At 57.3% G+C, this 21,771-nt stretch carries 21 protein-coding genes; 4 read left to right on the top strand and 17 right to left on the bottom strand.

The window, feature by feature from the left end; all coding sequences use genetic code 11:
• Nucleotides 1-34 precede the first annotated feature (34 nt).
• The 3 genes from lon to tgt all read right to left on the bottom strand — a co-directional run bounded on the left by lon (nt 35) and on the right by tgt (nt 4,379).
• Nucleotides 35-2,440, bottom strand: coding sequence for an endopeptidase La (gene lon / locus CLV87_RS12920; protein WP_099245913.1), 2,406 nt, complete (start codon nt 2,438-2,440; stop codon nt 35-37).
• Between the two features lie 227 nt (nt 2,441-2,667).
• Nucleotides 2,668-3,234, bottom strand: a complete 567-nt coding sequence (locus tag CLV87_RS12925) for a hypothetical protein (RefSeq protein ID WP_099245915.1) — start codon at nt 3,232-3,234, stop codon at nt 2,668-2,670.
• Between the two features lie 17 nt (nt 3,235-3,251).
• Nucleotides 3,252-4,379: a tRNA guanosine(34) transglycosylase Tgt gene (gene tgt / locus CLV87_RS12930; protein ID WP_099245917.1), complete on the bottom strand. Its 1,128-nt coding sequence runs from the start codon at nt 4,377-4,379 to the stop codon at nt 3,252-3,254.
• Between the two features lie 154 nt (nt 4,380-4,533).
• Between tgt and CLV87_RS12935 the strand changes: the two genes are divergently transcribed.
• The 4 genes from CLV87_RS12935 to CLV87_RS12950 all read left to right on the top strand — a co-directional run bounded on the left by CLV87_RS12935 (nt 4,534) and on the right by CLV87_RS12950 (nt 9,402).
• Complete coding sequence (locus CLV87_RS12935) at nt 4,534-6,276, top strand: glycosyltransferase family 2 protein (protein WP_235871923.1); 1,743 nt, start codon at nt 4,534-4,536, stop codon at nt 6,274-6,276.
• Nucleotides 6,273-7,232 carry a glycosyltransferase family 2 protein gene (locus tag CLV87_RS12940; protein WP_099245921.1) on the top strand — a complete coding sequence of 320 codons (960 nt, stop codon included), beginning with the start codon at nt 6,273-6,275 and terminating at the stop codon, nt 7,230-7,232. Before CLV87_RS12935 ends, CLV87_RS12940 begins: the two co-directional genes overlap by 4 nt.
• Before the next feature lie 85 nt (nt 7,233-7,317).
• Nucleotides 7,318-7,791, top strand: a complete 474-nt coding sequence (locus CLV87_RS12945; protein ID WP_099245923.1) for a cupin domain-containing protein — start codon at nt 7,318-7,320, stop codon at nt 7,789-7,791.
• Between the two features lie 234 nt (nt 7,792-8,025).
• Entirely contained in the window at nt 8,026-9,402 is a 1,377-nt protein-coding gene (locus CLV87_RS12950; protein WP_099245925.1) for a DEAD/DEAH box helicase, read from the top strand.
• A gap of 146 nt (nt 9,403-9,548) precedes the next feature.
• Here CLV87_RS12950 and CLV87_RS12955 read toward each other — a convergent pair whose 3' ends face one another.
• The 14 genes from CLV87_RS12955 to CLV87_RS13020 form a co-directional block, all read right to left on the bottom strand.
• Entirely contained in the window at nt 9,549-11,216 is a 1,668-nt protein-coding gene (locus CLV87_RS12955) for a ribonuclease J (RefSeq protein WP_099245927.1), read from the bottom strand.
• Nucleotides 11,217-11,222: 6 nt separating this feature from the next.
• On the bottom strand, nt 11,223-11,996 hold the full coding sequence (locus CLV87_RS12960; RefSeq protein ID WP_099245929.1) for a type III pantothenate kinase: 774 nt from the start codon (nt 11,994-11,996) through the stop codon (nt 11,223-11,225).
• 11 nt (nt 11,997-12,007) lie between these two features.
• Nucleotides 12,008-12,748 (bottom strand): biotin--[acetyl-CoA-carboxylase] ligase, encoded by a 741-nt coding sequence (locus CLV87_RS12965; RefSeq protein WP_099245931.1) that lies wholly within the window; start codon nt 12,746-12,748, stop codon nt 12,008-12,010.
• 153 nt (nt 12,749-12,901) lie between these two features.
• Nucleotides 12,902-14,344 (bottom strand): NADH-quinone oxidoreductase subunit NuoN, encoded by a 1,443-nt coding sequence (nuoN, locus tag CLV87_RS12970; RefSeq protein WP_099245933.1) that lies wholly within the window; start codon nt 14,342-14,344, stop codon nt 12,902-12,904.
• A 12-nt stretch (nt 14,345-14,356) separates the two neighbouring features.
• On the bottom strand, nt 14,357-15,913 hold the full coding sequence (locus CLV87_RS12975) for an NADH-quinone oxidoreductase subunit M (RefSeq protein WP_099245935.1): 1,557 nt from the start codon (nt 15,911-15,913) through the stop codon (nt 14,357-14,359).
• Nucleotides 15,913-18,015 (bottom strand): NADH-quinone oxidoreductase subunit L, encoded by a 2,103-nt coding sequence (gene nuoL, locus CLV87_RS12980; protein ID WP_099245937.1) that lies wholly within the window; start codon nt 18,013-18,015, stop codon nt 15,913-15,915. The genes CLV87_RS12975 and nuoL overlap by 1 nt, the downstream gene beginning before the upstream one ends.
• 116 nt (nt 18,016-18,131) lie before the next feature.
• Entirely contained in the window at nt 18,132-18,437 is a 306-nt protein-coding gene (gene nuoK / locus CLV87_RS12985) for an NADH-quinone oxidoreductase subunit NuoK (protein WP_023849383.1), read from the bottom strand.
• A 103-nt stretch (nt 18,438-18,540) separates the two neighbouring features.
• Nucleotides 18,541-18,732 (bottom strand): hypothetical protein, encoded by a 192-nt coding sequence (locus CLV87_RS12990; protein WP_099245939.1) that lies wholly within the window; start codon nt 18,730-18,732, stop codon nt 18,541-18,543.
• A complete protein-coding gene (locus CLV87_RS12995; protein ID WP_133840779.1) occupies nt 18,729-19,031 on the bottom strand; it encodes a hypothetical protein in 303 nt (100 codons plus the stop codon). Before CLV87_RS12995 ends, CLV87_RS12990 begins: the two co-directional genes overlap by 4 nt.
• 248 nt (nt 19,032-19,279) lie before the next feature.
• Nucleotides 19,280-19,888 carry an NADH-quinone oxidoreductase subunit J gene (locus tag CLV87_RS13000; RefSeq protein ID WP_099245943.1) on the bottom strand — a complete coding sequence of 203 codons (609 nt, stop codon included), beginning with the start codon at nt 19,886-19,888 and terminating at the stop codon, nt 19,280-19,282.
• Entirely contained in the window at nt 19,885-20,289 is a 405-nt protein-coding gene (locus tag CLV87_RS13005; protein WP_099245945.1) for a carboxymuconolactone decarboxylase family protein, read from the bottom strand. Before CLV87_RS13005 ends, CLV87_RS13000 begins: the two co-directional genes overlap by 4 nt.
• A complete protein-coding gene (locus tag CLV87_RS13010; protein WP_099245947.1) occupies nt 20,286-20,825 on the bottom strand; it encodes a hypothetical protein in 540 nt (179 codons plus the stop codon). The genes CLV87_RS13005 and CLV87_RS13010 overlap by 4 nt, the downstream gene beginning before the upstream one ends.
• A 22-nt stretch (nt 20,826-20,847) precedes the next feature.
• Complete coding sequence (nuoI, locus tag CLV87_RS13015) at nt 20,848-21,342, bottom strand: NADH-quinone oxidoreductase subunit NuoI (protein WP_099245948.1); 495 nt, start codon at nt 21,340-21,342, stop codon at nt 20,848-20,850.
• Nucleotides 21,342-21,686: a hypothetical protein gene (locus tag CLV87_RS13020; protein ID WP_099245950.1), complete on the bottom strand. Its 345-nt coding sequence runs from the start codon at nt 21,684-21,686 to the stop codon at nt 21,342-21,344. The genes nuoI and CLV87_RS13020 overlap by 1 nt, the downstream gene beginning before the upstream one ends.
• Nucleotides 21,687-21,771 lie beyond the last annotated feature (85 nt).

Genomic DNA, 21,771 nt, shown 5'->3' on the forward strand with positions numbered 1-21,771 from the left:
GTTTTCTGTTTTTGGGGTCAGGACCTGGAGCTCTTTAGTGGGCGACTGCACCGGTCGCCGCTTCTCCGGCTTTCAGGGCAGCGGCGGCGGCCTCTTCGGCCTCTTCGTCCCATTCAATCGGGTCGGGTTTGGCTACCAAGGCCTGCTCCAACACTTCGGAAACATGTTTGACCGGGATAATTTTCAACCCGTCTTTGACGTTGTCCGGCAGTTCGGCCAAGTCTTTTTCATTCTCTTGCGGAATAAAGACCGTCGAAATGCCACCGCGCAGCGCGGCCAAGAGTTTTTCTTTCAAGCCACCGATCGGCATCGCATTGCCACGCAAAGAGACCTCGCCGGTCATGGCGATGTCATTGCGCACCGGAATGCCGGTCAGAACCGAAACGATCGAGGTCACCATAGCCAAACCCGCTGACGGGCCATCCTTGGGCGTCGCCCCGTCCGGCACGTGGACGTGAATGTCGATCTTGTCGAATTTCGGAGGCTTCACCCCGATTTCCGGAGAGATCGACCGCACATAGCTGCTGGCGGCTTCGATGGATTCCTTCATCACATCGCCAAGCTTACCGGTGGTTTTCATCCGCCCTTTGCCGGGCAGTTTCAACGCTTCGATATGCAAGAGGTCGCCACCGACCGAGGTATAGGCCAACCCGGTGACAACACCGACCTGATTTTCCTCTTCGGCCAAGCCATAGCGATACTTCTTCACACCGAGGAAATCGTCGATATTCTCGGCAGTTACGGTGACTTTCTCATCCTCTTTCTTGACGATTTTGGTGACCGCTTTACGCGCCAGTTTCGCCACTTCACGCTCAAGGTTCCGCACGCCTGCCTCGCGGGTGTAATAGCGAACGATAGCGGTCAGCGCGTCATCCTTGACCTCAAACTCACCTTTCTTGAGCCCGTGGTTCTTGACCTGCTTGTCCAGCAAGTGACGTTTGGCGATTTCCAGCTTTTCATCCTCGGTGTAGCCAGAAAGCGGAATGATCTCCATCCGGTCCAGCAGCGGCCCAGGCATGTTGTAGCTGTTCGACGTGGTCACAAACATCACGTTAGAAAGGTCATACTCGACCTCCAAATAGTGATCGACAAAAGTCGCGTTCTGTTCGGGGTCCAACACCTCAAGCATGGCCGAAGCCGGGTCACCACGGAAATCCTGCCCCATCTTGTCGATTTCATCGAGCAAGATCAGCGGGTTGGTGGTTTTCGCCTTTTTCAGCGCCTGAATGATCTTACCGGGCATGGAGCCGATATAGGTGCGGCGGTGGCCGCGGATCTCGGATTCATCGCGCACACCACCAAGCGAGATGCGAATGAACTCACGACCGGTCGCCTTGGCCATGGATTTGCCAAGCGATGTTTTACCAACACCGGGAGGGCCAACAAGGCACAGGATCGGGCCCTTGAGCTTGGTCGAGCGCGCCTGAACGGCGAGATACTCAACGATACGCTCTTTGACTTTTTCCAGAGAATAGTGATCCTTATCAAGGATTTCCTGCGCTTTGTTCAGGTCCTTTTTCACGCGCGACTTGGTGCCCCACGGAATCGACAACATCCAATCGAGATAGTTGCGCACCACGGTGGCCTCGGCCGACATGGGCGACATGTTTTTCAGCTTTTTCAGCTCGGCATCGGCCTTTTCCTTGGCCTCTTTGCTGAGCTTTGTATCGCCGATTTTCTCTTCGAGTTCGGCGATTTCATTGCTGCCATCCTCGCCATCGCCCAGCTCCTTCTGAATGGCCTTCATTTGCTCATTCAGATAGTATTCGCGCTGAGTTTTCTCCATCTGGGTTTTGACGCGGGTCTTGATCTTTTTCTCGACCTGCAGCACGGACATTTCGCCCTGCATCAGGCCATAGACCTTTTCCAGACGCTCAGAAATCGACAGGGTTTCCAGCAGCTCTTGTTTCTGCGGCACTTCGATGCCGAGATGGCCGGCAACCAGATCCGCCAACTGCGCCGGTTCGGTCGCTTCGCCAACAGCCGAAAGCGCCTCTTCGGGGATGTTCTTTTTGACTTTAGCGTAACGCTCAAACTCTTCGGCGACGGTGTGAACCAGCGCCTCAAGCGCGGCGGGATCGCCGGGCATTTCGGTCAGGTGGTCACAGCTCGCCTCGAAAAAGCTATCGTTTTCAAGGTATTCTGTGATACGCACACGCGTCTGGCCCTCGACCAGCACCTTGACGGTGCCATCGGGCAGTTTCAGCAGTTGCAGCACATTGGCCAGCACACCGGCCTTGTAAATGCCATCTGTATCGGGGTCGTCGACCGACGGGTCGATCTGCGAGGCAAGCAGGATCTGCTTGTCATCATTCATCACCTCTTCGAGTGCACGCACCGATTTGTCGCGCCCAACGAAAAGCGGCACGATCATATGCGGGAACACCACGATGTCACGCAGCGGCAGCACGGGGTAAGAGGGATTGAGAGGCTGTTTCATGCTCGTTTCCTGTTTTTGGCAAGACGGAACTGGCCCCGCTCGGCGGCAACGCTTGTCCATCTCCGGTCTCGGAGGCTTAATCTGGGGTTAATGGCAAAGGAATTCAAGCGCGCGCTGTGGCGATTGCCCTTTGGCGACTCCCCCAATGCGCCACCTTTGAGGGGTAGAATGAACCTCTGCCCGCCGAGGCGCAAGTGGGGTTTTGCCGCGGATTGGAGCGAATTCGCTTACTCTTCTTTGGCTTTCGCGGCGCTGTCCGCCCGCGTCAAAAGCGCGGTTTCCGTCAGGAATAAAACCGTCTCATCACTTTTTAGCGTCAATTCAGACAGTTCCAGAATGCGGTCGTCAAAATAGGCGATATAGGTGATGGTGCCGGTCGCGCTCATGCCTTTGGTTTCAGGCAAATCCATCACCAATTGCGGCAGGTTTTCCGGGCCGCATTTTGTGTCAGACAGGATATCAGCCAGATCAAACCGGTCGGTGCTGTCCAGCACATCATCCACCCTGTCCACATCATAGGGGCGCGGATCAGCAAGCGTCAGGTCCTGGGCCGCGCCCAAGAGGTTGTCGACAAAATCGCTGGTGCCGGTGCCGTCAGCGCTCAAGGTAACCAGATAGTCTGACGAGGGCTTCACGATCTCCGTCACCGCATTGTCGATCACCATCGTCCCCTCGCGCTGCCACTCCCCCGCGAGGCGCGTCAGAACGTCCTGCTTGTCCGTGACATCACAGAACCCTTCGGCAAGGGTAGATGCAGGCAAGACCAGCGCGACAAGAATGGGGATAAAACGCATCTTAACTCTCCTAGTGCTCACAGCGGCTCGATATCGCCCTGGGCCCTTTGAGCATGAAATTCGGCCTCCCATGCATCAAATGTCCCTGCGGCGATGGCATCGCGCATTTCCTGCATGATCTGCTGGAAGTAATGCAGATTGTGCCAGGTCAGCAGCATACCGGCGATCATTTCGTTGCTTTTGAACACATGATGCAGATAGGCGCGGCTGTAATTGCGGCAGGCTGGGCAGGTGCAGTTTTCGTCCAGCGGGCGCGGATCTTCGGCGTGGCGTGCATTCTTGATATTGATCTGTCCGCGGCGCGTCCAGGCTTGGCCGGTACGCCCCGAACGCGATGGCAGCACACAATCCATCATATCGATGCCGCGTTTCACGGCACCGACAATGTCATCGGGTTTGCCAACACCCATCAAATAGCGCGGCTTGTCCTCGGGCAGGAAACCAGGCGCATAATCGAGGCAGCCAAACATCGCCTCCTGCCCTTCGCCCACCGCGAGGCCGCCAACGGCATAACCATCAAAGCCAATATCAATCAGAGCCGTAGCGCTTTCTTCGCGCAGATCTTGTTCAAGCCCACCCTGCATGATCCCGAACAACATATGGCCGGGACGATCCCCAAAGGAATCGCGCGAGCGTTGCGCCCATCGCATCGAAAGACGCATGCTGTCGGCAATGCGTTTGCGATCGGCAGGCAGAGCCGGGCATTCGTCAAAAGCCATCACAATGTCAGATCCCAACAGCTTCTGGATCTCCATCGAGCGTTCCGGCGTCAGATGGTGTTTGGAGCCGTCAATATGGGATTTGAATGTCACGCCCTCTTCGGTCAGCTTGCGCAGATCTGACAGGCTCATCACCTGAAACCCGCCGCTATCGGTCAGGATCGGGCGTTCCCAATTCATGAATTTGTGCAAGCCGCCCAGGCGGTCAATCCGTTCAGCCCCGGGGCGCAGCATCAGGTGATAGGTATTGCCCAGCAAGATATCCGCGCCGGTTTCGCGCACGCTTTCGGGCATCATGCCTTTGACCGTGGCGGCAGTGCCGACGGGCATGAAAGCGGGGGTTCGGATCTCGCCGCGCGGGGTTGAAATCACACCGGTGCGGGCCTGCCCATCTTGGGCGTGAAGGGTAAAGGATGTCTGTGCCATTGCGCCGGTTTGGCGCAAAGCTGCGCGCTTGCCAAGCCCCGAAATCCGGGCCTGAATTGCGCGCGCGACCCCGGGGCCACATTTTACCCTGCTTTCCCCTGAAAAGTGCCGAACCCGCCTTGTTCCTGCCATCTGCAATCGTGATGATATGCCAATGAGCAGAGAACCAACCTATAAGGGCGGAATGCCCGCGCTTTTGGCCCAATATGAAGGGCGGCGCGATATGTTTAACTATGCGCCCGGCGAAGGCTTGCCGCCGCTGGATGTCGATCTGGCGACGATGAGCACGCAGACCGTGCCCGATCCTAATGAGATGGCCGAAGAGACCGGGCCGTTTCGCTCCTCCTTTCATCGCAAGCGGTTTCAACTGCGCCAAGAGCTGAAGGGCCTTTCCGAACTGGCCTATCTCAACGGAATGCTGATCGCCCATCTGCGCAAGCGGGACTGGCCAGATCACGCCCCTGCCCTGTTTCAACGGCTTTGGGCCGAGCATGGCGCGCAATTGCTTCGCGAGCTGGATCAACGCTGGCTGGTATCAGCCATCACCACCTTTGGTGATCACGGTTCCAACGTGACGCAGCGCGCGACGGGCCTGTCGATGACAGCGCTGTTTGGCATGATGAAGCTTTATGAAAGTGAACGGCTTTATTCCGGGCATGCGCCGGACAGGCCGTTTGCGCTGGATGGCAAGATCCGGGAAAAGCTGCCTTTGCAGATGGACAGCTATTCCATCGTTGGCGGCGGGCTGGATGTGAACCTGATCGCGCGGCTCTGGCAAGAGGCCGAAAGTGACCCAGTCATCGCCCCCCTTGCCCATCACCTGCTGGATCTGCTGATCCATGATGATCGCACCCTGTTCCGTCGCCTGCGCACCATGCGCCAGCGCAAGGAACGCCAGACCAAGAGCAAAGCCAAGGCAAAGTCCAACATCGCCCCGGTCCCGGTGGATCGGTTGCAACTGGATGCTGACACTTTGCGTTGGGGTCTTGTCAGCACGATCAAGGCCCCTTTGCGCATGATTGCCCGCTTTGCCGCCCATCATCTTGAGCTTGGCGCACAGGCGCTGCACATCTATCTGGATGCGCCTGACGCCGAAACGGCGGCATATCTGTCGCGTCACCCCAAGATCCATATGACCCTATGTGACGATGCCTATTGGCAGGCCTCGGGGCGGGAGCGGATGGAGGCGCATCAGATGCGCCAGGCCTTTAACGCCACACGCTGCCTGCGCATGGTCGAGGGGGATCTGGACTGGCTTGGCCATATCGATGTGGATGAATTCATTCTGACCGACGCCCCTGTGGCGCAGAAACTGGCCTCGGTCGGGCCGGCCTGCGCTATGGCCCGGATTCCCCCGGCCGAGGCGCTGGCCAATTACACTGGCGAGCCGCAGCATTTCAAGCTGACCCACAAACAGGCCGGGGTGAAAAAATCCGATCTGCAAGAGATCTATCCCACCTTTGGCCTGCACCTTTATGGTGGGTTCCTGTCGCATACCACGGGCAAGGTCTTTGCCCGTACCGGCATTCCCGACACGCGGCTCGGCATCCATACGTTGAAGCACAAAGGAGAGGACGCCACCAATCGTGAAAAACCCGACGGGTTCTATCTGGCGCATTTCCACGCCCGCAGCTGGGACCATTTCCGCGCCCATCTGGATTTCCGCCAGACCAAAGGCAGCTATCGCCCTCGCTCTGACCGCCCTGAACTGGGTCAGGCAGAGCTGTTGACGTTCCTGTCAGACGAGGACGGAGACGATGGCCTGCGCGCGTTCTTTGACGAGGTTTGCGCCGATACGCCCGAGCTTCGACAGCGTCTAGCGGCACGCAAGATGTTGATTCGCCATGATTTTGACTTTGACGCATCAGTCCAACGCGTCTTTGGGAGATTACCATGAGCGAAGCGGTAAAATGGGGCCTCGTCTCAACCATCAAGGCCCCCCTGTCCGAGATCCTGAAATTTGCTGCCTGGCATTTGCAGCTTGGCGCGCATCGGCTTTATATCTATCTCGACGAAGATGCGCCTGAGACCCTGGCCGCGCTGTCTGCACATCCGAAAATCAAGGTGATGCACACCGATGACACCTATTGGGCAAAGCGCAATGGGCGTCCGGCGAAACATCAGGTCCGCCAATGCAAAAACGCCCGTCATGCCAATAACCGCCGAGTCGAGGTCGACTGGCTGGCGCATATCGACGTAGACGAGTTCCTGCTGCCCAGCTCTCCGATCGCCGATATTCTGGCGGCTGTGCCACAGGACTGCAAATGCGCCCGCCTGCGCCCGGTCGAGGCGCTGGCCCCCGGCGAAGCCAATGAGCCGGGCGAAACCCTGTTCAAGGCGTTTCACCTGAACCAAAAGGAGCGTCAGGCCGCCGCGCAATACTGCTTTCCAATCTGGGGCACGCAATTATCGGGTGGATTTCTGTCCCATGTCGCGGGCAAACTGTTCTTTCGCACCGGGCTGAAACATCTCGACATCAAAATCCACAACATCACCTGGGACGGCCTTCAAAACCCGGGTCAGGTTGAACTTTCGGATATAGAGTTGGGCCATTTCCATGCCGATAGCTGGGATCATTTCATGCGGGCCTATCGTTTTCGCCTGTCGAAAGGATCCTATCGATCTGAGTTGAAACCCCAGGCCCGCCAGCCCGGCGCGCTCAACCTGCATGACTTGTTTCAAACCATCGAAGCTGAGGGTGGAGAACCGGCCTTGCGGGCGTTTTTTGACGAGGTTTGCGTGGCCGATATGGAATTGTGCCTGCGTCTGAAATCGCAAGGCTTACTAAGACGACATACTCTGAACACCGACGCTTTGGTCCAGCAGCATTTTCCTTGGACCCACCACAACTGAAAAGCACATAACAAAAACAACTTATACTTGACTGAAAAAGGACAGTGAGGCCACTTAAGATTGCACAATCAAAAGGTGAGTAATAATGAGCCAAAAGTTGTTTTCCAAATCCCTGATGATCGCTGCGGCGGTTCTGGCCAACGCGGCATCTGCCCAGCATTGTGACCATGGCGGGCACGACATGGTGACGCAGATCAACGGCCATGTTCCCCCGGGCAAAGTCGCCTCGTTGGTCGATGTTACCGTGATGCTGGACACCATACTGCCAGATGGCAACCGTATGCTCGTCACCAAAGGAACCCGGCGCGCCGGGACCCGCGTTGGTATCCATATTCACGAATATGGCGGCCATACCTGTGTCATGTCCGGCAGCATAACCGATTTTGTCGAAGGGCATGACCCCGGCCTGTTCCCCGCCGACAGTTGCTATTACATGCCCGCAAACACCCCGATGACAGCCGCCAATCTCGGGACCCAAGACGCGGTCTTGATTGATACATTTGTCCTGCCGCCGGATGCCGAACCCATCACGATCATTGAGACCTGTGCGACGGAATAACGCCCGCTTTGGCAAAATCGGAAACAAACCGGGGAAAATCCTCGGTTTGCGCGTTTTTAGGAGACAATAAAGGCAACACTCGCCTGACCTATCCCAGCGGTTTGTTGACCTTTGCAGGTTTCTTGCTTATGGGGGCGTCAAGGGAAAGACGCGACATGAACGCCGGGCCGCAAGGGCCTGTTCCCAGACAAGACGCGCGGGCCAAGATCGTGTCCGCATCAGATACGGACCCGTATGACAAAATTCAGTGACCTGAACCTGAGCCCTAAAGTTTTGAAAGCCGTGGATGAGGCGGGCTATGAAAGCCCGACGCCAATCCAGGCGGGGGCCATTCCCCCTGCCCTTGAGGGCAAAGATGTTTTGGGCATCGCACAGACTGGCACCGGCAAAACCGCCAGTTTCACCCTGCCGATGATTTCCATGCTGGCCCGTGGCCGTGCCCGGGCGCGTATGCCGCGCTCTCTGGTGCTTTGCCCGACCCGCGAATTGGCAGCACAGGTGGCGGAAAATTTCGACACCTATTCCAAACATGTCAAACTGACCAAGGCCCTGCTGATCGGTGGCGTGTCATTCAAAGAACAAGACGCCCTGATCGACAAAGGCGTCGATGTGCTGATCGCCACGCCGGGCCGTTTGCTGGACCATTTCGAGCGCGGCAAACTGCTTTTGACCGGTGTGCAGGTCATGGTGGTCGACGAGGCAGATCGCATGCTCGATATGGGCTTTATCCCTGATATCGAACGCATTTTCAGCTTGACCCCTTTTACCCGTCAGACCCTGTTCTTCTCCGCCACCATGGCGCCTGAGATCGAGCGGATCACCAACACCTTCCTCTCTGCCCCGGCACGGATCGAAGTCGCCCGCCAGGCCACCGCCTCGGAGACCATTGAACAGGGTGCCGTGATCTTCAAAGCCTCGCGTCGCGATCGTGAAGGCAGCGAAAAACGCAAAGTGTTGCGCGCCCTGATCGATGCGGAGGGCGAGAAATGCACAAACGCCATTATCTTTTGCAACCGCAAGGTTGATGTGGATATTTGCGCCAAGTCCTTGAAAAAATACGGCTATAACGCTGCCGCGATCCATGGTGACCTGGATCAGAAACAACGCATGGCCACGTTGGATTCCTTCCGCGAAGGCACCCTGCGCATTCTCGTGGCCTCTGACGTGGCGGCGCGCGGGCTTGATGTGCCTTCGGTCAGTCATGTGTTCAATTTCGACGTGCCCAGCCATGCCGAAGACTATGTTCATCGGATTGGCCGCACCGGGCGTGCCGGTCGTGAAGGCAAGGCATTTACCATCGTGGTGCCGCGCGATGAAAAGTACTTCGACGCGGTGGAAGCCCTGATCCAAAAGGAAATTCCGCGCATCGAAAACCCGGTAAAACCGGTGGAAAAGCCAAAACGTGCCGAAAAGCCAACTGAGGAACGCCCTTCTCGTTCGCAGGAGCGTCCCAAAGGTGAGGAAAAGCGCGACAGCAAACCGCGTGGCCGCAACCGCAACGAGGATCGGGGTCGCCGCTCAGGCGGTGGGCGTGACCACAATGTTGTCGGCATGGGCGACCACCTGCCGGAATTCATCGCCCTCAGCTTTGAAGAACGCCGGGCGAGCTAAACCAAAAAAATCCAAAACAAAAAAACGCCTGCCAAAATATCGGCAGGCGTTTTTCTGTTCTCAATCCCAATGGTTTCTTTAGGCCCCAAATATCCCGGGGTGAATTGGCGCTTGCGCCAAGAGGGGCAGCGCCCCTCTCCCTAACGTCAAGACAGGCGCGACACCACAATCGTCACTTCCGGCTTCTTGCCAATCTCGTTCAGCGCCGATTGCCGCGTCACCCGCCGCAACCCTTCTTCAAGCTTGGCATCATCCGTCAAGGTCTTGGCACCCGCGCGGCCAATGAATTGCGACAGATCTTCCTCAAGCACATCCACCAGCGGCGCATGGCTGCGGCCCTGTTCCGGCAGCCCCATGACCTCGCACCAGGGATCACCCAACATTTCGTCATCTTCATCGAGAATGACCGTGACCAGAACATGCCCGTTCAGCGCCATGCGGATACGATCACGCACCACCCCGTCCAGCGCACCAATCTGGACCGACCCGTCGAGGTAAGTGCGCCCGGTTTCCACATATTCACAGACCTTGGGCTCATTGCCAGACAGGTCGATCATCATGCCATTCACAGCCAAGACACCCTTGCGACCCAGGCTCTCGGACAGTTTCACATGCTCGCGCAGGTGGCGATGTTCGCCGTGCATCGGCACAACAATCTGAGGTTTTACAATATCTTGCATGGTCTGTAGGTCGGGTCGGTTGGCATGGCCGGACACGTGGTAATCGCCATCACCATCATCAACAATATCCACACCAATCTCGGAGAACTGGTTCATGATGCGGATCACTCCGCGCTCATTGCCAGGAATGGTCTTGGAGGAAAACAGGAACAGATCGCCCTCTTTCAGGGTGATGCCATTATACTTGCCCCGTGCCAATTGGGCGCTGGCGGCGCGGCGTTCGCCCTGCGACCCGGTGACCAGCAGCATGACGTTGTCACGCGGCATGTTCACCGCATCCTCCGCGCCGATCACCGGCGGGAAATCCTTGAGCACACCGGTTTCCACCGAAGCCTCGATCATCCGACGCATGGCCCGTCCCAACAGGCAGATCGAGCGACCAGCCTTGGCACCCGCTTCGGCCAAGGACCGCACTCGCGCCACGTTTGAGGCAAAGGTTGTCGCCACAACCATATTCTCGGCTTCGGCGACCAGCTTTTCTACTGCCGGGGTCACAATCGCCTCGGAGCGACCGGGATGTTTGGCAAACACATTGGTGGAATCCACCACCAGCGCCTTGACCCCATCCTTGGAGACCTCCGCCCAAAGCTCCGGATCCCAAGGCTCCCCCACCAGCGGCGTGGTGTCCAGTTTGAAATCACCAGTATGGATCACGCGGCCCTTGGGGCTATCGATCACCAGCGCGCTGCTTTCTGGGATCGAATGAGAGATCGGCAGGAACCCGATGGTAAAGGGCCCAACTTGCACGGTTTCGGGCCATTTAGAGCAGGTTTGCACCGCATTGCCCTCAATCCCGTATTCATTCAGCTTGTGCCGCGCGATGTTCGATGTAAACGCGCGCGCATAAATCTTGGCCCCAAGATCGTTGAACAAATGACCCACCGCACCAATGTGATCCTCATGCGCATGGGTGATAAACACCGCTTCAATACGGTTGCGATTTTCCTTGAGCCAGGTGATGTCGGGCATGATGATATCCACCCCCGGCGTGCTGTCCATATCCGGAAAGGTCACGCCCAGATCGACAACGATCAAACGCTCCTCACCCGGTTTGCCATAGCCATAGACATAGCAATTCATGCCGATTTCACCGGCACCGCCCAAAGGTAGATAGATCAACCGCTCGGTACTCATGCGCGTTTAGCCCCTGTTCTTGTTATAATTGTAGATGACAGTGAGCCCATGCATGGTCAGATCATCTTCGATAGTGTCAAATAGCATGTCGCCCGTGGCAAACAAGGGGGCAAGCCCGCCGGTTCCAACCACTTTCATCGGGCGGCCATATTCGTCTTTGATCCGGGCGATGATGCCCTGGATTAGCCCGACATAGCCCCAGAACACACCGGATTGAATGCAGCCCACCGTATTGGTGCCGATCACCTTATCAGGTTGGGTGATGTCCACATGCGGCAAAGCAGCGGCCCCCTGGTGCAGGGCCTCAAGGCTCAGGTTCACCCCCGGCGCGATCACCCCACCAACATAGGCACCATCCTCGGCCACCACATCGAAATTGGTCGCTGTGCCAAAATCGACCACAACCACATCACCACCGTGCCGATCAAAGGCCCCGGCCGCATTGGCCAAACGATCCGGCCCAACACCGGTCCCGGCGTCAACGCGCGGCAGGATCGGCAGATCACAGCCCGGTTTGCCCACCACGTATGGACGACAGTCAAAGAAACGATCGGCAAAGACCCGAAGATTGAACACCACCCGCGGCACGGTGGAGCTGATGATCACATCGGTGATGTCCACATCCAGCCCGTAATGTTTCACCAATGTCGAATACCAAGTGAAATAGGCGTCCGCCGTGCGGGAATGGTGGGTCGAGGTGCGCAGCGTGCACAGGAACTTTTCCCCATCCCAGATCGAGAAAACCGTATTGGTGTTGCCGCAATCAATTGTCAAAAGCATCGCTGCGCCTTTCAAAAGAACACATCTGCTGCCGCGATCTCCTCGCGGCCCTTGGCGGTCTTTAGGACAAGATTGCCCTGCGCGTCCACCTCCTCAAAGGTGCCTGTGACCTCACGTCCGGGCATCCGCGCCGTCACCGCCTCGCCCAAACGCGCAGCGCGCTCCATCCAGGCCTGGCGGATCGGAGCAAACCCATAGGTGACAAAGCTGGCCTCGCGTTCCGCATAGGCCTGCGCCAAAGCCTCAAGCATCTGCTCCGGGCTGACCCTTTTTCCGGTTTCGGCCAGCAGGGAAACCGGCGCAACGGCCCCGGCTTCTACCTGGCTTACTTCAGGGGCGGCAATCAGGTTGATACCAATGCCAATGGCCAAATGCCCGCCCGGCCCGCCAATCCCCTCAAGCAGAATACCGGCCACCTTGCCACCATTCAGCAGCACATCATTGGGCCATTTCAGCGCCAACCCGGCGCTGGTACCCGTCAATTTTTCAAACGCGTCATACAGGGCCAAGGCGGCCACAAAGCTGCGCAGCGCCACAACATCCGGCGTCTCACTCGGGCGCATGACAAGCGTTCCGGCAAAGTTGCCAAGCGGATTCACCCAAGCCCGGCCGCGCCGCCCACGGGCAGCAGTTTGCGTCAGTCCAAGGATCCATTCTGGCCCGCTCAGATCCGCCGCAATGCGGGCCGCTTCGGCATTGGTGCTGTCAACCTCAGCCAAAACCCGCTTTCCATATCCCTCCGGCCAAGCCATGCGCCTCTCCCTAACCGACTGCCCTTTTGCTTCTTTGGGCTCTAAATATCCCGGGGGAGTCTGCGTGCAGACGGGGGCAGCGCCCCCTCCCCCTTCATGCAAAATGACGCGCCCGATTGGACGCGTCACCTCGATTTTCAGGTCAGTTTAAGATCACTGAACCAATGTCTCGGCGGCCATCGCGGCAATGCTCTCAACCCCAAAGAGGTTGATCACGCCGGCGACCATGATCACAGCCGAGGCCATGAGGAAACCGGACAGGATCGCGGATTTGCCGGTCTCCAGCCCTTCTTCCTGCTCCTCGCCGAAATACATAAAGAACACGATGCGCAGGTAGTAGAAGGCCCCGATCACCGACGCGATCACGCCAGCAACCGCCAGCCAGACCAGCCCAGCCTCATAGGCAGCGCGCAGCACATAAAACTTGCCAAAGAAGCCCACAAGCGGCGGCACACCGGCCAGCGAGAAGAGCAGAACCAGCATCGCCAGCGCCTTGCCCGGCGCGCGGGTCGACAACATGCCAAGGCTGTTGATGTCGGTCACTGGCTGGCCATCACGTTCCATCGACATGATAAAGGCAAAGGTGCCGATATTCATGGTCACATAGATCGCCATATAGATCAGCATCGCCTGCACACCCAGATGTGTGCCCGCGGCCAGACCCATCAGCGCATAGCCCATATGAGCAATCGAGGAATAGGCCATCAGGCGTTTGATGTCTTTCTGACCAATCGCAGCAATCGCACCGAGGAACATCGACAGCAGCGAGAGCAGCGCCACAACCTGGCTCCAATCCGCAATCGCCTGACCAAAGGCGTCAAACATCACCCGGGCAAACATCGCCATGGCGGCAACCTTGGGCGCAGTGGCAAAAAAGGCGGTGACCGGTGTCGGCGAGCCTTCATAAACGTCCGGGGTCCACATGTGGAACGGCACAGCAGAGACCTTGAACGCCAGACCGGCAATCAGCAGCACCAGACCGATCAGCAGGCCCACGGTCACGTGACCATGTTGCGCGGCTGCGATGATACCCTCAAAGCTGGTGGTCCCGGCAAAGCCATAGGTCAGCGAGGCCCCGTAAAGCAGCAGGCCCGAGCTGAGCGCGCCGAGCACGAAATATTTCATGCCTGCTTCGGTGGATTTCACACTGTCACGGCGCAGAGACGCCACAACGTAAAGCGACAGCGACTGCAGTTCGAGCCCCATATAGAGCGTGATCAGATCCGCTGCAGACACCATGACCATCATGCCGACAACCGACAGTGCCACCAGCATCGGGAATTCAAAGATCAACATGCCGCGACGACTCATATAGCCTTCGCTCATCAGCAGCACACAAGCCGCCGAGGCGAGGATCACCACTTTGGCAAAGCGGGCAAAGCCGTCGACAACCAGCAAACCGCCAAAGGCGACATTCGTGCCCTCACCGGTGGTTCCGATCCACAGCGCCAGCACCAGGAACACCGCTGCCGTGGCCCAAGTCAGGGTCGAGGCGAGCTTGTCCTTGCCGGTATAGACCGCGCCAACCAGTGCGCCCATGGCGAATACCGAAAGCAGGATTTCCGGCAGGATGATATTGAGATCAGCCGAGTTCATTCCCCCGCCCCCTTAATGATGGTCTGCTTCGGCGGTTTTCACCGGCGCATTAAAATCCGCCGCTGCAACTGCCGTGTCATAATGTTCAACCAGCGCCGCCACCGACGGGCCGATACGATCCAGGATCGGAGCCGGATAGACGCCCATCCAGATGGTCATGACCACCAGCGGCGCAAAGATCGCCTTTTCGCGGGTGGTCATGTCGGTGATGGTCTTCAAGCTTTCCTTGATCAGCTGGCCCATGACCACGCGACGATAAAGCCAAAGCGCATAGGCCGCCGACAGGATCACACCTGTGGTTGCGCCAGCGGCGACCCAAGTGTTTCTCTGGAAGATGCCCATCAGAACCAGGAATTCACCGATAAAGCCCGACGTACCCGGCAGGCCAACATTGGCCATGGTGAAGAGCATGAAGATCAGCGCATAGGCCGGCATCCGGTTCACGAGGCCGCCATAGGCGTCAATCTCGCGAGTATGCATCCGGTCATAGATCACGCCGACACAGAGGAACAGTGCACCAGAGATAAAGCCGTGGCTGATCATCTGGAAGATCGCGCCATCCACACCCTGTTGGTTGGCTGCAAAGATCCCCATGGTCACATAGCCCATATGGGCGACCGAGGAATAAGCGATCAGCTTTTTCATGTCTTCCTGCACCAGCGCCACCAAAGAGGTGTAGATGATCGCCACCACAGAGAGGGTGAAAACCAGCGTCGACAGGACTTCGGAGCCAACCGGGAACATCGGCAGGCTAAAGCGCAAGAAGCCATAGCCGCCCATTTTCAGCAGGATCGCCGCCAGAACAACAGACCCCGCCGTTGGGGCCTGAACGTGGGCTTCGGGCAGCCAGGTATGCACCGGCCACATCGGCATCTTGACCGCAAAGCTGGCAAAGAAGGCCAGGAACAACATGGTCTGCAAACCACCAATGACCTGTATGCCGAGGATCGAGAAGCTTTCCGAAGCAAAGTTATGCTTGAGCAGCGCGGTGATATCCGTTGTGCCCGCATCTGCATACATCGCCACCATCGCCACCAGCATCAGCACCGAGCCAAAGAAGGTGTAGAGGAAGAACTTGAAGGAGGCATAGATACGATCTTTGCCGCCCCAAATGCCGATGATCAGGAACATCGGGATCAGACCTGCCTCAAAGAAGAGGTAGAACAGCACCAGATCCAGCGCCATGAACACGCCCAGCATCAGCGTTTCCAGCAGCAGGAAGGCGATCATGTATTCCTTGACGCGGTGGCTGACATCCCAGGACGCCGCAATCACCAGTGGCATCATGAAGGTGGTCAGCATCACAAACAGGACCGAGATCCCGTCAACGCCCATCTTGTATTTCAGGCCCAGCAGCCAGTCGCGTTCCTCGACCATCTGAAAGCCAGTATCGGACGCGTCAAACTGGAACAGGATAAAGAGCGAGATCAGGAAGGTGACCGATGTCGCAATCAGCGCCAGCCATTTGGCATTGCGGTCAACCGCCTCGCCCTGCCCGCGCAGGAACACGGCCATGATCAGCGCCGCCAGCAGCGGCAGGAAGGTTACAATGGAGAGCAAGTTACCCATTAGTGCGCTCCTCCGGAGAACGTCATCCAGGTGATGAGAACAGCCATGCCGATCACCATGGCAAAGGCATAGGTGAAGATGTAGCCAGACTGGGCCTTACCGGCCAGCTTGGTGAAGAAAGGCACAACGCCCATGGCCAAACCGTTCAAACCGCCTTTGATCACAGCCTCGTCGCCCTGTTTCCACAGGAAGCGGCCAAGCCATTTGGCAGGTTGCACAAAGAGGAAATCGTAGATCTCGTCAAAGTACCATTTGTTCAGCAGGAAGTTGTAAAGCGGGCGCTGGGTTTCGGCCAGTTTGACCGGCAGCGACGGGTTGACGATGTAGAACCAGTAAGCGGTCACAAAACCGATGATCATCGCGATGAACGGGCTCAACTTGACCCAGGTCGGGACATAATGCGCCTCATGCAGCACGGTGTTTTCAGGCTTGATGTAAATCGCCGCCTCGCCCGGTTCGCCAGCCATGACATATTTCAGCTTGGAGGCTTTCGGATTGTCTTCGGCAACACGTTCGGCCAGCTCTTTCGCAGGCTCTTCGTAGTGGCCGCCAAAGAACTTCACAACCTGGTTGGTTTTGCCAAAGAAGGAGCCATACCAGAGTGCCCCGGCAAAGACCGCGCCGACCGCCAGCACACCCAGTGGGATCAGCATGACATTCGGGCTTTCATGGGCGTGCTCATGGGTGTGTTTGTCACCGCGTGGCTTGCCGTAGAAGGTCAGGAACATCAGGCGCCAGCTGTAGAAGCTGGTGAACAGCGCGGCAATGACCAGCATCCAGAAGGCATAACCGCCCTGGCTGCCGACAAAGGCGCTTTCGATCACCGCATCTTTGGACGCGAACCCAGCAAAGCCGATCCAGCCGGTCAGCGGAATGCCAACACCGGTGATGGCCAGCGTGCCGATCATCATCGCCCAGAAAGTCAGCGGCAGTTTCTTACGCAGACCGCCATAATTGCGCATGTCCTGTTCGTGATGCATGCCATGGATCACCGACCCGGCTCCGAGAAACAGCATCGCCTTAAAGAAGGCGTGGGTGAACAGGTGGAACATCGCAACCGAATAGACGCCAACACCAGCGGCCACGAACATGTAGCCGAGCTGAGAACAGGTCGAATAAGCGATCACGCGCTTGATGTCATTCTGGACCAGACCAACGGTGGCAGCAAAGAAGGCCGTTGTCGCACCGAGGAAGGTAATGAACGCGGTGGCGTTGGGCGCAAACTCCATCAGCGGCGACATGCGGCAGACCAGGAAAACACCCGCCGTCACCATGGTCGCGGCGTGGATCAGGGCGGACACAGGTGTCGGACCTTCCATCGCGTCGGGCAACCAGGTGTGCAGGATCAGCTGCGCCGATTTACCCATGGCACCGACAAAGAGCAGAACCGCGCAAACCTCGGCCGCATTCCAGCTGCCCCAGAGGAAGGAAATCTGTGTTTCTGCCAGATAAGGCACAACAGCAAAAATGTCGTCAAAGTTGATCGAGCCATTGCCGTTGGGATCAATTTCCTTGGTCAGGAAGAACAGCGCAAAGATCCCAAGCGCAAAGCCAAAGTCACCGACACGGTTGACCACAAAGGCCTTGATCGCCGCGGCATTGGCGCTTGGCTTTTTGTAGTAGAAACCGATCAGCAAGTAAGAGGCAACGCCCACACCTTCCCAGCCAAAGAACATTTGAACCAGGTTGTCCGATGTCACCAGCATAAGCATCGCGAAGGTGAAGAAGCTCAGATAAGCAAAGAAGCGGGCGCGATAGCTTTCCTCGCCCTCGCCGCCGAACTGTTCGTCATGCGCCATGTAGCCAAAGCTATAAAGGTGAACCAGAGCCGACACCGTGGTCACAACGATGAGCATGATCGAGGTCAGACGGTCCAGCCGGATCGACCAATCGGTGCTGAGCGTGCCGGATTCAATCCAGCGCAGGATCTGGATATGCTGAGTTTCCGGCCCATGGGTCAGAAAGACGATCCAGCTGAGCGCACAGGCCAGGAACAACAAGCCGGTTGTGACCCATTGTGCGCCACGGATGGAGATGAACTTCCACCCGAACCCGGCAATCAGGGACCCGACAAGCGGGGCGAATAGGATGATGCTTTCCATGAGTTACCGCCCTTTCCCGGATTCATTGCGCTTGCTTCGTTGCAGCCAAACCACGATGGCTCCGACGACGGCTCCGAGCAGTGCAATCATGATGTAGTTTTCGCTCGACATCCGGTTCAGCCTTTCATCACGTTAACGTCTTCCACGGCAATGGTGCCGCGGTTGCGGAAGAAGCAGACCAGGATCGCCAGGCCAATCGCCGCCTCAGCCGCCGCAACGGTGAGAACAAAGAGCGTGAACACCTGCCCGACCAGATCGCCCAGATGGGTCGAAAAGGCCACGAGGTTGATATTCACCGCAAGCAACATAAGTTCGATCGACATCAACAGGATGATGACGTTCTTACGGTTTAGGAAGAGCCCGAAAATCCCGATGACGAACAGCACCGCTGCCACCGTCAGGTAATGTTCCAATCCGATCATATCCCTCGTCCTTTTTGCAGCATTTGCCGCCTCGTCCAATTCCGTAGCGGGCCAAAGAGGCCCGTCGCTTCGTACCATTTGGCCCCGCTTTCAGGGCCTGTTTTCAAGCAGCGCGGTTGCGTCCGCGCAGGCCCAGCCGGGCCAATGTCACTTGCGTCTTACGCCGGGCCTTCACCGGCAAAAACGCAATCATCTTGCCAATCACCCAGCCACCAAACATCAGTTTCAAAACCCAGAACCCCACATAAAGCGCCAGCCCATAGGGCGACAGGATGATGTCCCAAAGTTCGGTCATGACGCCGCCCCGCGGCTATCCGGGTAGTGCAGCTTGCAACCACACATGAGATCGACACGGTTTCTCTTGGCCATGGCATTCATCTCTTCGGCAGCGTTTGTCGAATATTGGTAACCGGCCGATTTTGAAACCTCGATTGCCTCTGACAATGAGGTAATTCTATTCAAGCTCAGTGCGCCAACCGGTGCATAGAGGTTTTGGACCTCAGTCACCAGTTCGCCCCCCAAGACCTCCACAGGCGCATCCGGATCTGGAACACCCTTAATCTCGACAGTCTCCGATGAGTTGCAATCGGCCATAAAAAGGCTTTCCTTTATCGCGCAACCAGCGCTGTCAGCCCATGCCTGAGCGACAAGCCCGTCTCCTAGATCAACAATTTTACCGCCGGTCAAAAGCCGAGCATTCAAATTGCCAGCTTCTCGAAAACTGCAATCCGGGTTCGTCCGAACCGCTGGATCATGCAACCTTTGCCCCCAAGTCAAGGGCGGACAAGACAGTGCCGCCATCGGAATCAGGGTTGCAACAACCGTTATGATCGACTTGTTGATCAAAGGCCCTGCCCCGGTTTCACATCCTTGAGCTCCATCGCGGCGGCCGGATCGCGGTAGATCTGGGCCAGGATGTCTTGGCGTTTGACGTCCTTGCGGTGGCGCAGGGTCAGAACAATCGCGCCGATCATCGCGACCAGCAGGATCAGGCCAGCCAGTTGGAAGGCCAGGAAGTATTGATCATAGAGGATCAGGCCAAGTGCTTGGGTATTGTGGATCTCATCCGCGTTTGGAGTTGGCGCGGCGAGTTGCGATTTGGCGACCTCGGCGAAATCCCAGGCACCAAAGGCCATGGCCAGCTGCATCAGGATCATCAAACCAATGAGCAGCGCCAAAGGCAGGTATTTCGCCATCTCGGCCTTAAGCTCGGCAAAATCGATGTCCAGCATCATCACCACAAACAGGAACAGCACCGCGACCGCGCCCACATAAACGATGATCAGCAGCATCGCGACAAATTCAGCGCCCATCAGCACGAACAGCCCCGCCGAAGAGATAAAGGCCAGGATCAGCCAAAGCACCGAATGCACCGGGTTGCGGCTGATCACGGTGAACAGCCCGCCCGCAATGGCACCAAGAGCAAACAGATAAAAAGCAAAGGCGATCATGTTTCATCATCCTTATTTTCAGCCATGACGGATTTGGCCAGTTCCATGGCCCGTGTCATGGCGGGAATTCCTGCGAACATCGACATTTGTGCGATGGTTTCGGCAATTTCTTCTTCGGTGGCGCCCGCTTCCAAAGCGTGGCGCACGGTCAAGCGGATCGGCGCTTCGGCCTGGGCACCTTGCATGGTCAGGCCCGCCAGGGTCAGCAAAAGACGCGTTTTGGCATCGAGCCCGTTCTTGGACATGCCCTTGCCAAAGAACATCTCCATCGCGTCTTTGCCCATGGTTGGCCAAAGCTTTTCAAAACCGCTGGGATCAAAGGAAGACATGGCCGGGTTAAAGGCCTTGGTCATCTCCTGGGCTTGTTCCATCATCAATTCAAACGGGGTTTTACTGGTCATTCACTACCCTCCCCTTGAATAACCCCTGTTTGACAGGGGCCAAAGACAGACACGCGCGCGGCGAGCCAGTTCTCATCATTGAAAACGCGTGGTTCGAGGATCGACACCACCTCTTGGTCACCAAACTGAAACGGCGCGACGGCAGAAAGCCCGGTATTGGGGCCGCTGAAAGCAGCACCATGATCTTGCATCAACCGATCATGGATGGTGCCGATCATTGCATCGCTATCGGGGGCCTGCATGGTCATGAAACAGCTGCAAAACCCGTCATGGTCCAACACATCGACCAGAATTTCCGGGGCCATGTGCCAACCATTGTCGGTTTCGCTCAGACCGGCCTTAGCCGCCTTGGCATCCACATCTGCAAAAGACGGCGCGCTGCCCATGCAGACCTGAGAAAAGATCTGCGCGCGCATGGCCAACCAGGCGGCGCTGCCCTTTTCCTCGCTGGCCCCGTTCGCCGCCACAGCCGAATTGACCGACGGCGCATGCAGCGCCACGGTCACAAGGGCAATAAGGGTGGAACGAAAGAGCATCAGTCAGGCCTGTTCAGATCACTTAACGGTACGGGGCGTCCAGTTCGAGGTTGCGGGCAATTTCCGCCTCCCAGCGATCGCCGTTCTCAAGCAGTTTTGCCTTGTCATAGAACAGTTCTTCGCGGGATTCGGTGGCGAATTCGAAGTTCGGCCCTTCGACAATCGCATCCACTGGGCAGGCCTCTTGGCAGAAACCGCAATAGATGCATTTGGTCATGTCGATGTCATAGCGCGTGGTGCGGCGCGAGCCGTCTTCGCGTGGTTCGGCATCGATTGTGATGGCCTGGGCCGGGCAGATCGCTTCGCAGAGCTTGCAGGCGATGCAGCGCTCTTCGCCGTTGGGATACCGGCGAAGGGCGTGCTCACCGCGGAAACGCGGGCTCAACGGGCCCTTTTCATGCGGGTAGTTCACGGTCGCTTTGGGCGCAAAAAAGTATTTGAACCCCAGCTGGAACCCCTTCACGAAATCCGCCAACAAGAAATACTTGGCAGCGCGGCCATAATCGATGTTTGCCATCAACTGGTCTCCTCGGCTTGGGCCTGTATCTCGGCCTCTCGCTGTTCGGCTTCTTCCACAGAGACCTGCGGATCGCCGTTTTCATCATATTCTTCAAAGCTCGGGTCATCGGCTTCCTCAGCCTCGCCCGCACCTTCATCTGTTTCTTCGCCGACAACCGGCGCATCCATGGCCTCGGCCCCGGCGGCCCAGCGGAACAAGGCTGCGGCGATCTCATTCGCCTGGGGCAGCAGGTTCCCGTCTTCATCCGCATCCGGCAAACCGCAATCGCGCACGACAAAATCCGCAAGCGAGACCATGTCGATATATTTCGCGTCCAGCAGGGCTTGTTTCAAATCACTCATAAGTACCTCCCATTGGCATAGGATTGCGCAACGCGCGCAACTCGCCGTGGAAACTAACACGTCCCGGCTGATCAGAGGTGACAAG

Source organism: Pelagimonas phthalicica (assembly GCF_004364805.1).
Classification (GTDB): domain Bacteria; phylum Pseudomonadota; class Alphaproteobacteria; order Rhodobacterales; family Rhodobacteraceae; genus Pelagimonas; species Pelagimonas phthalicica.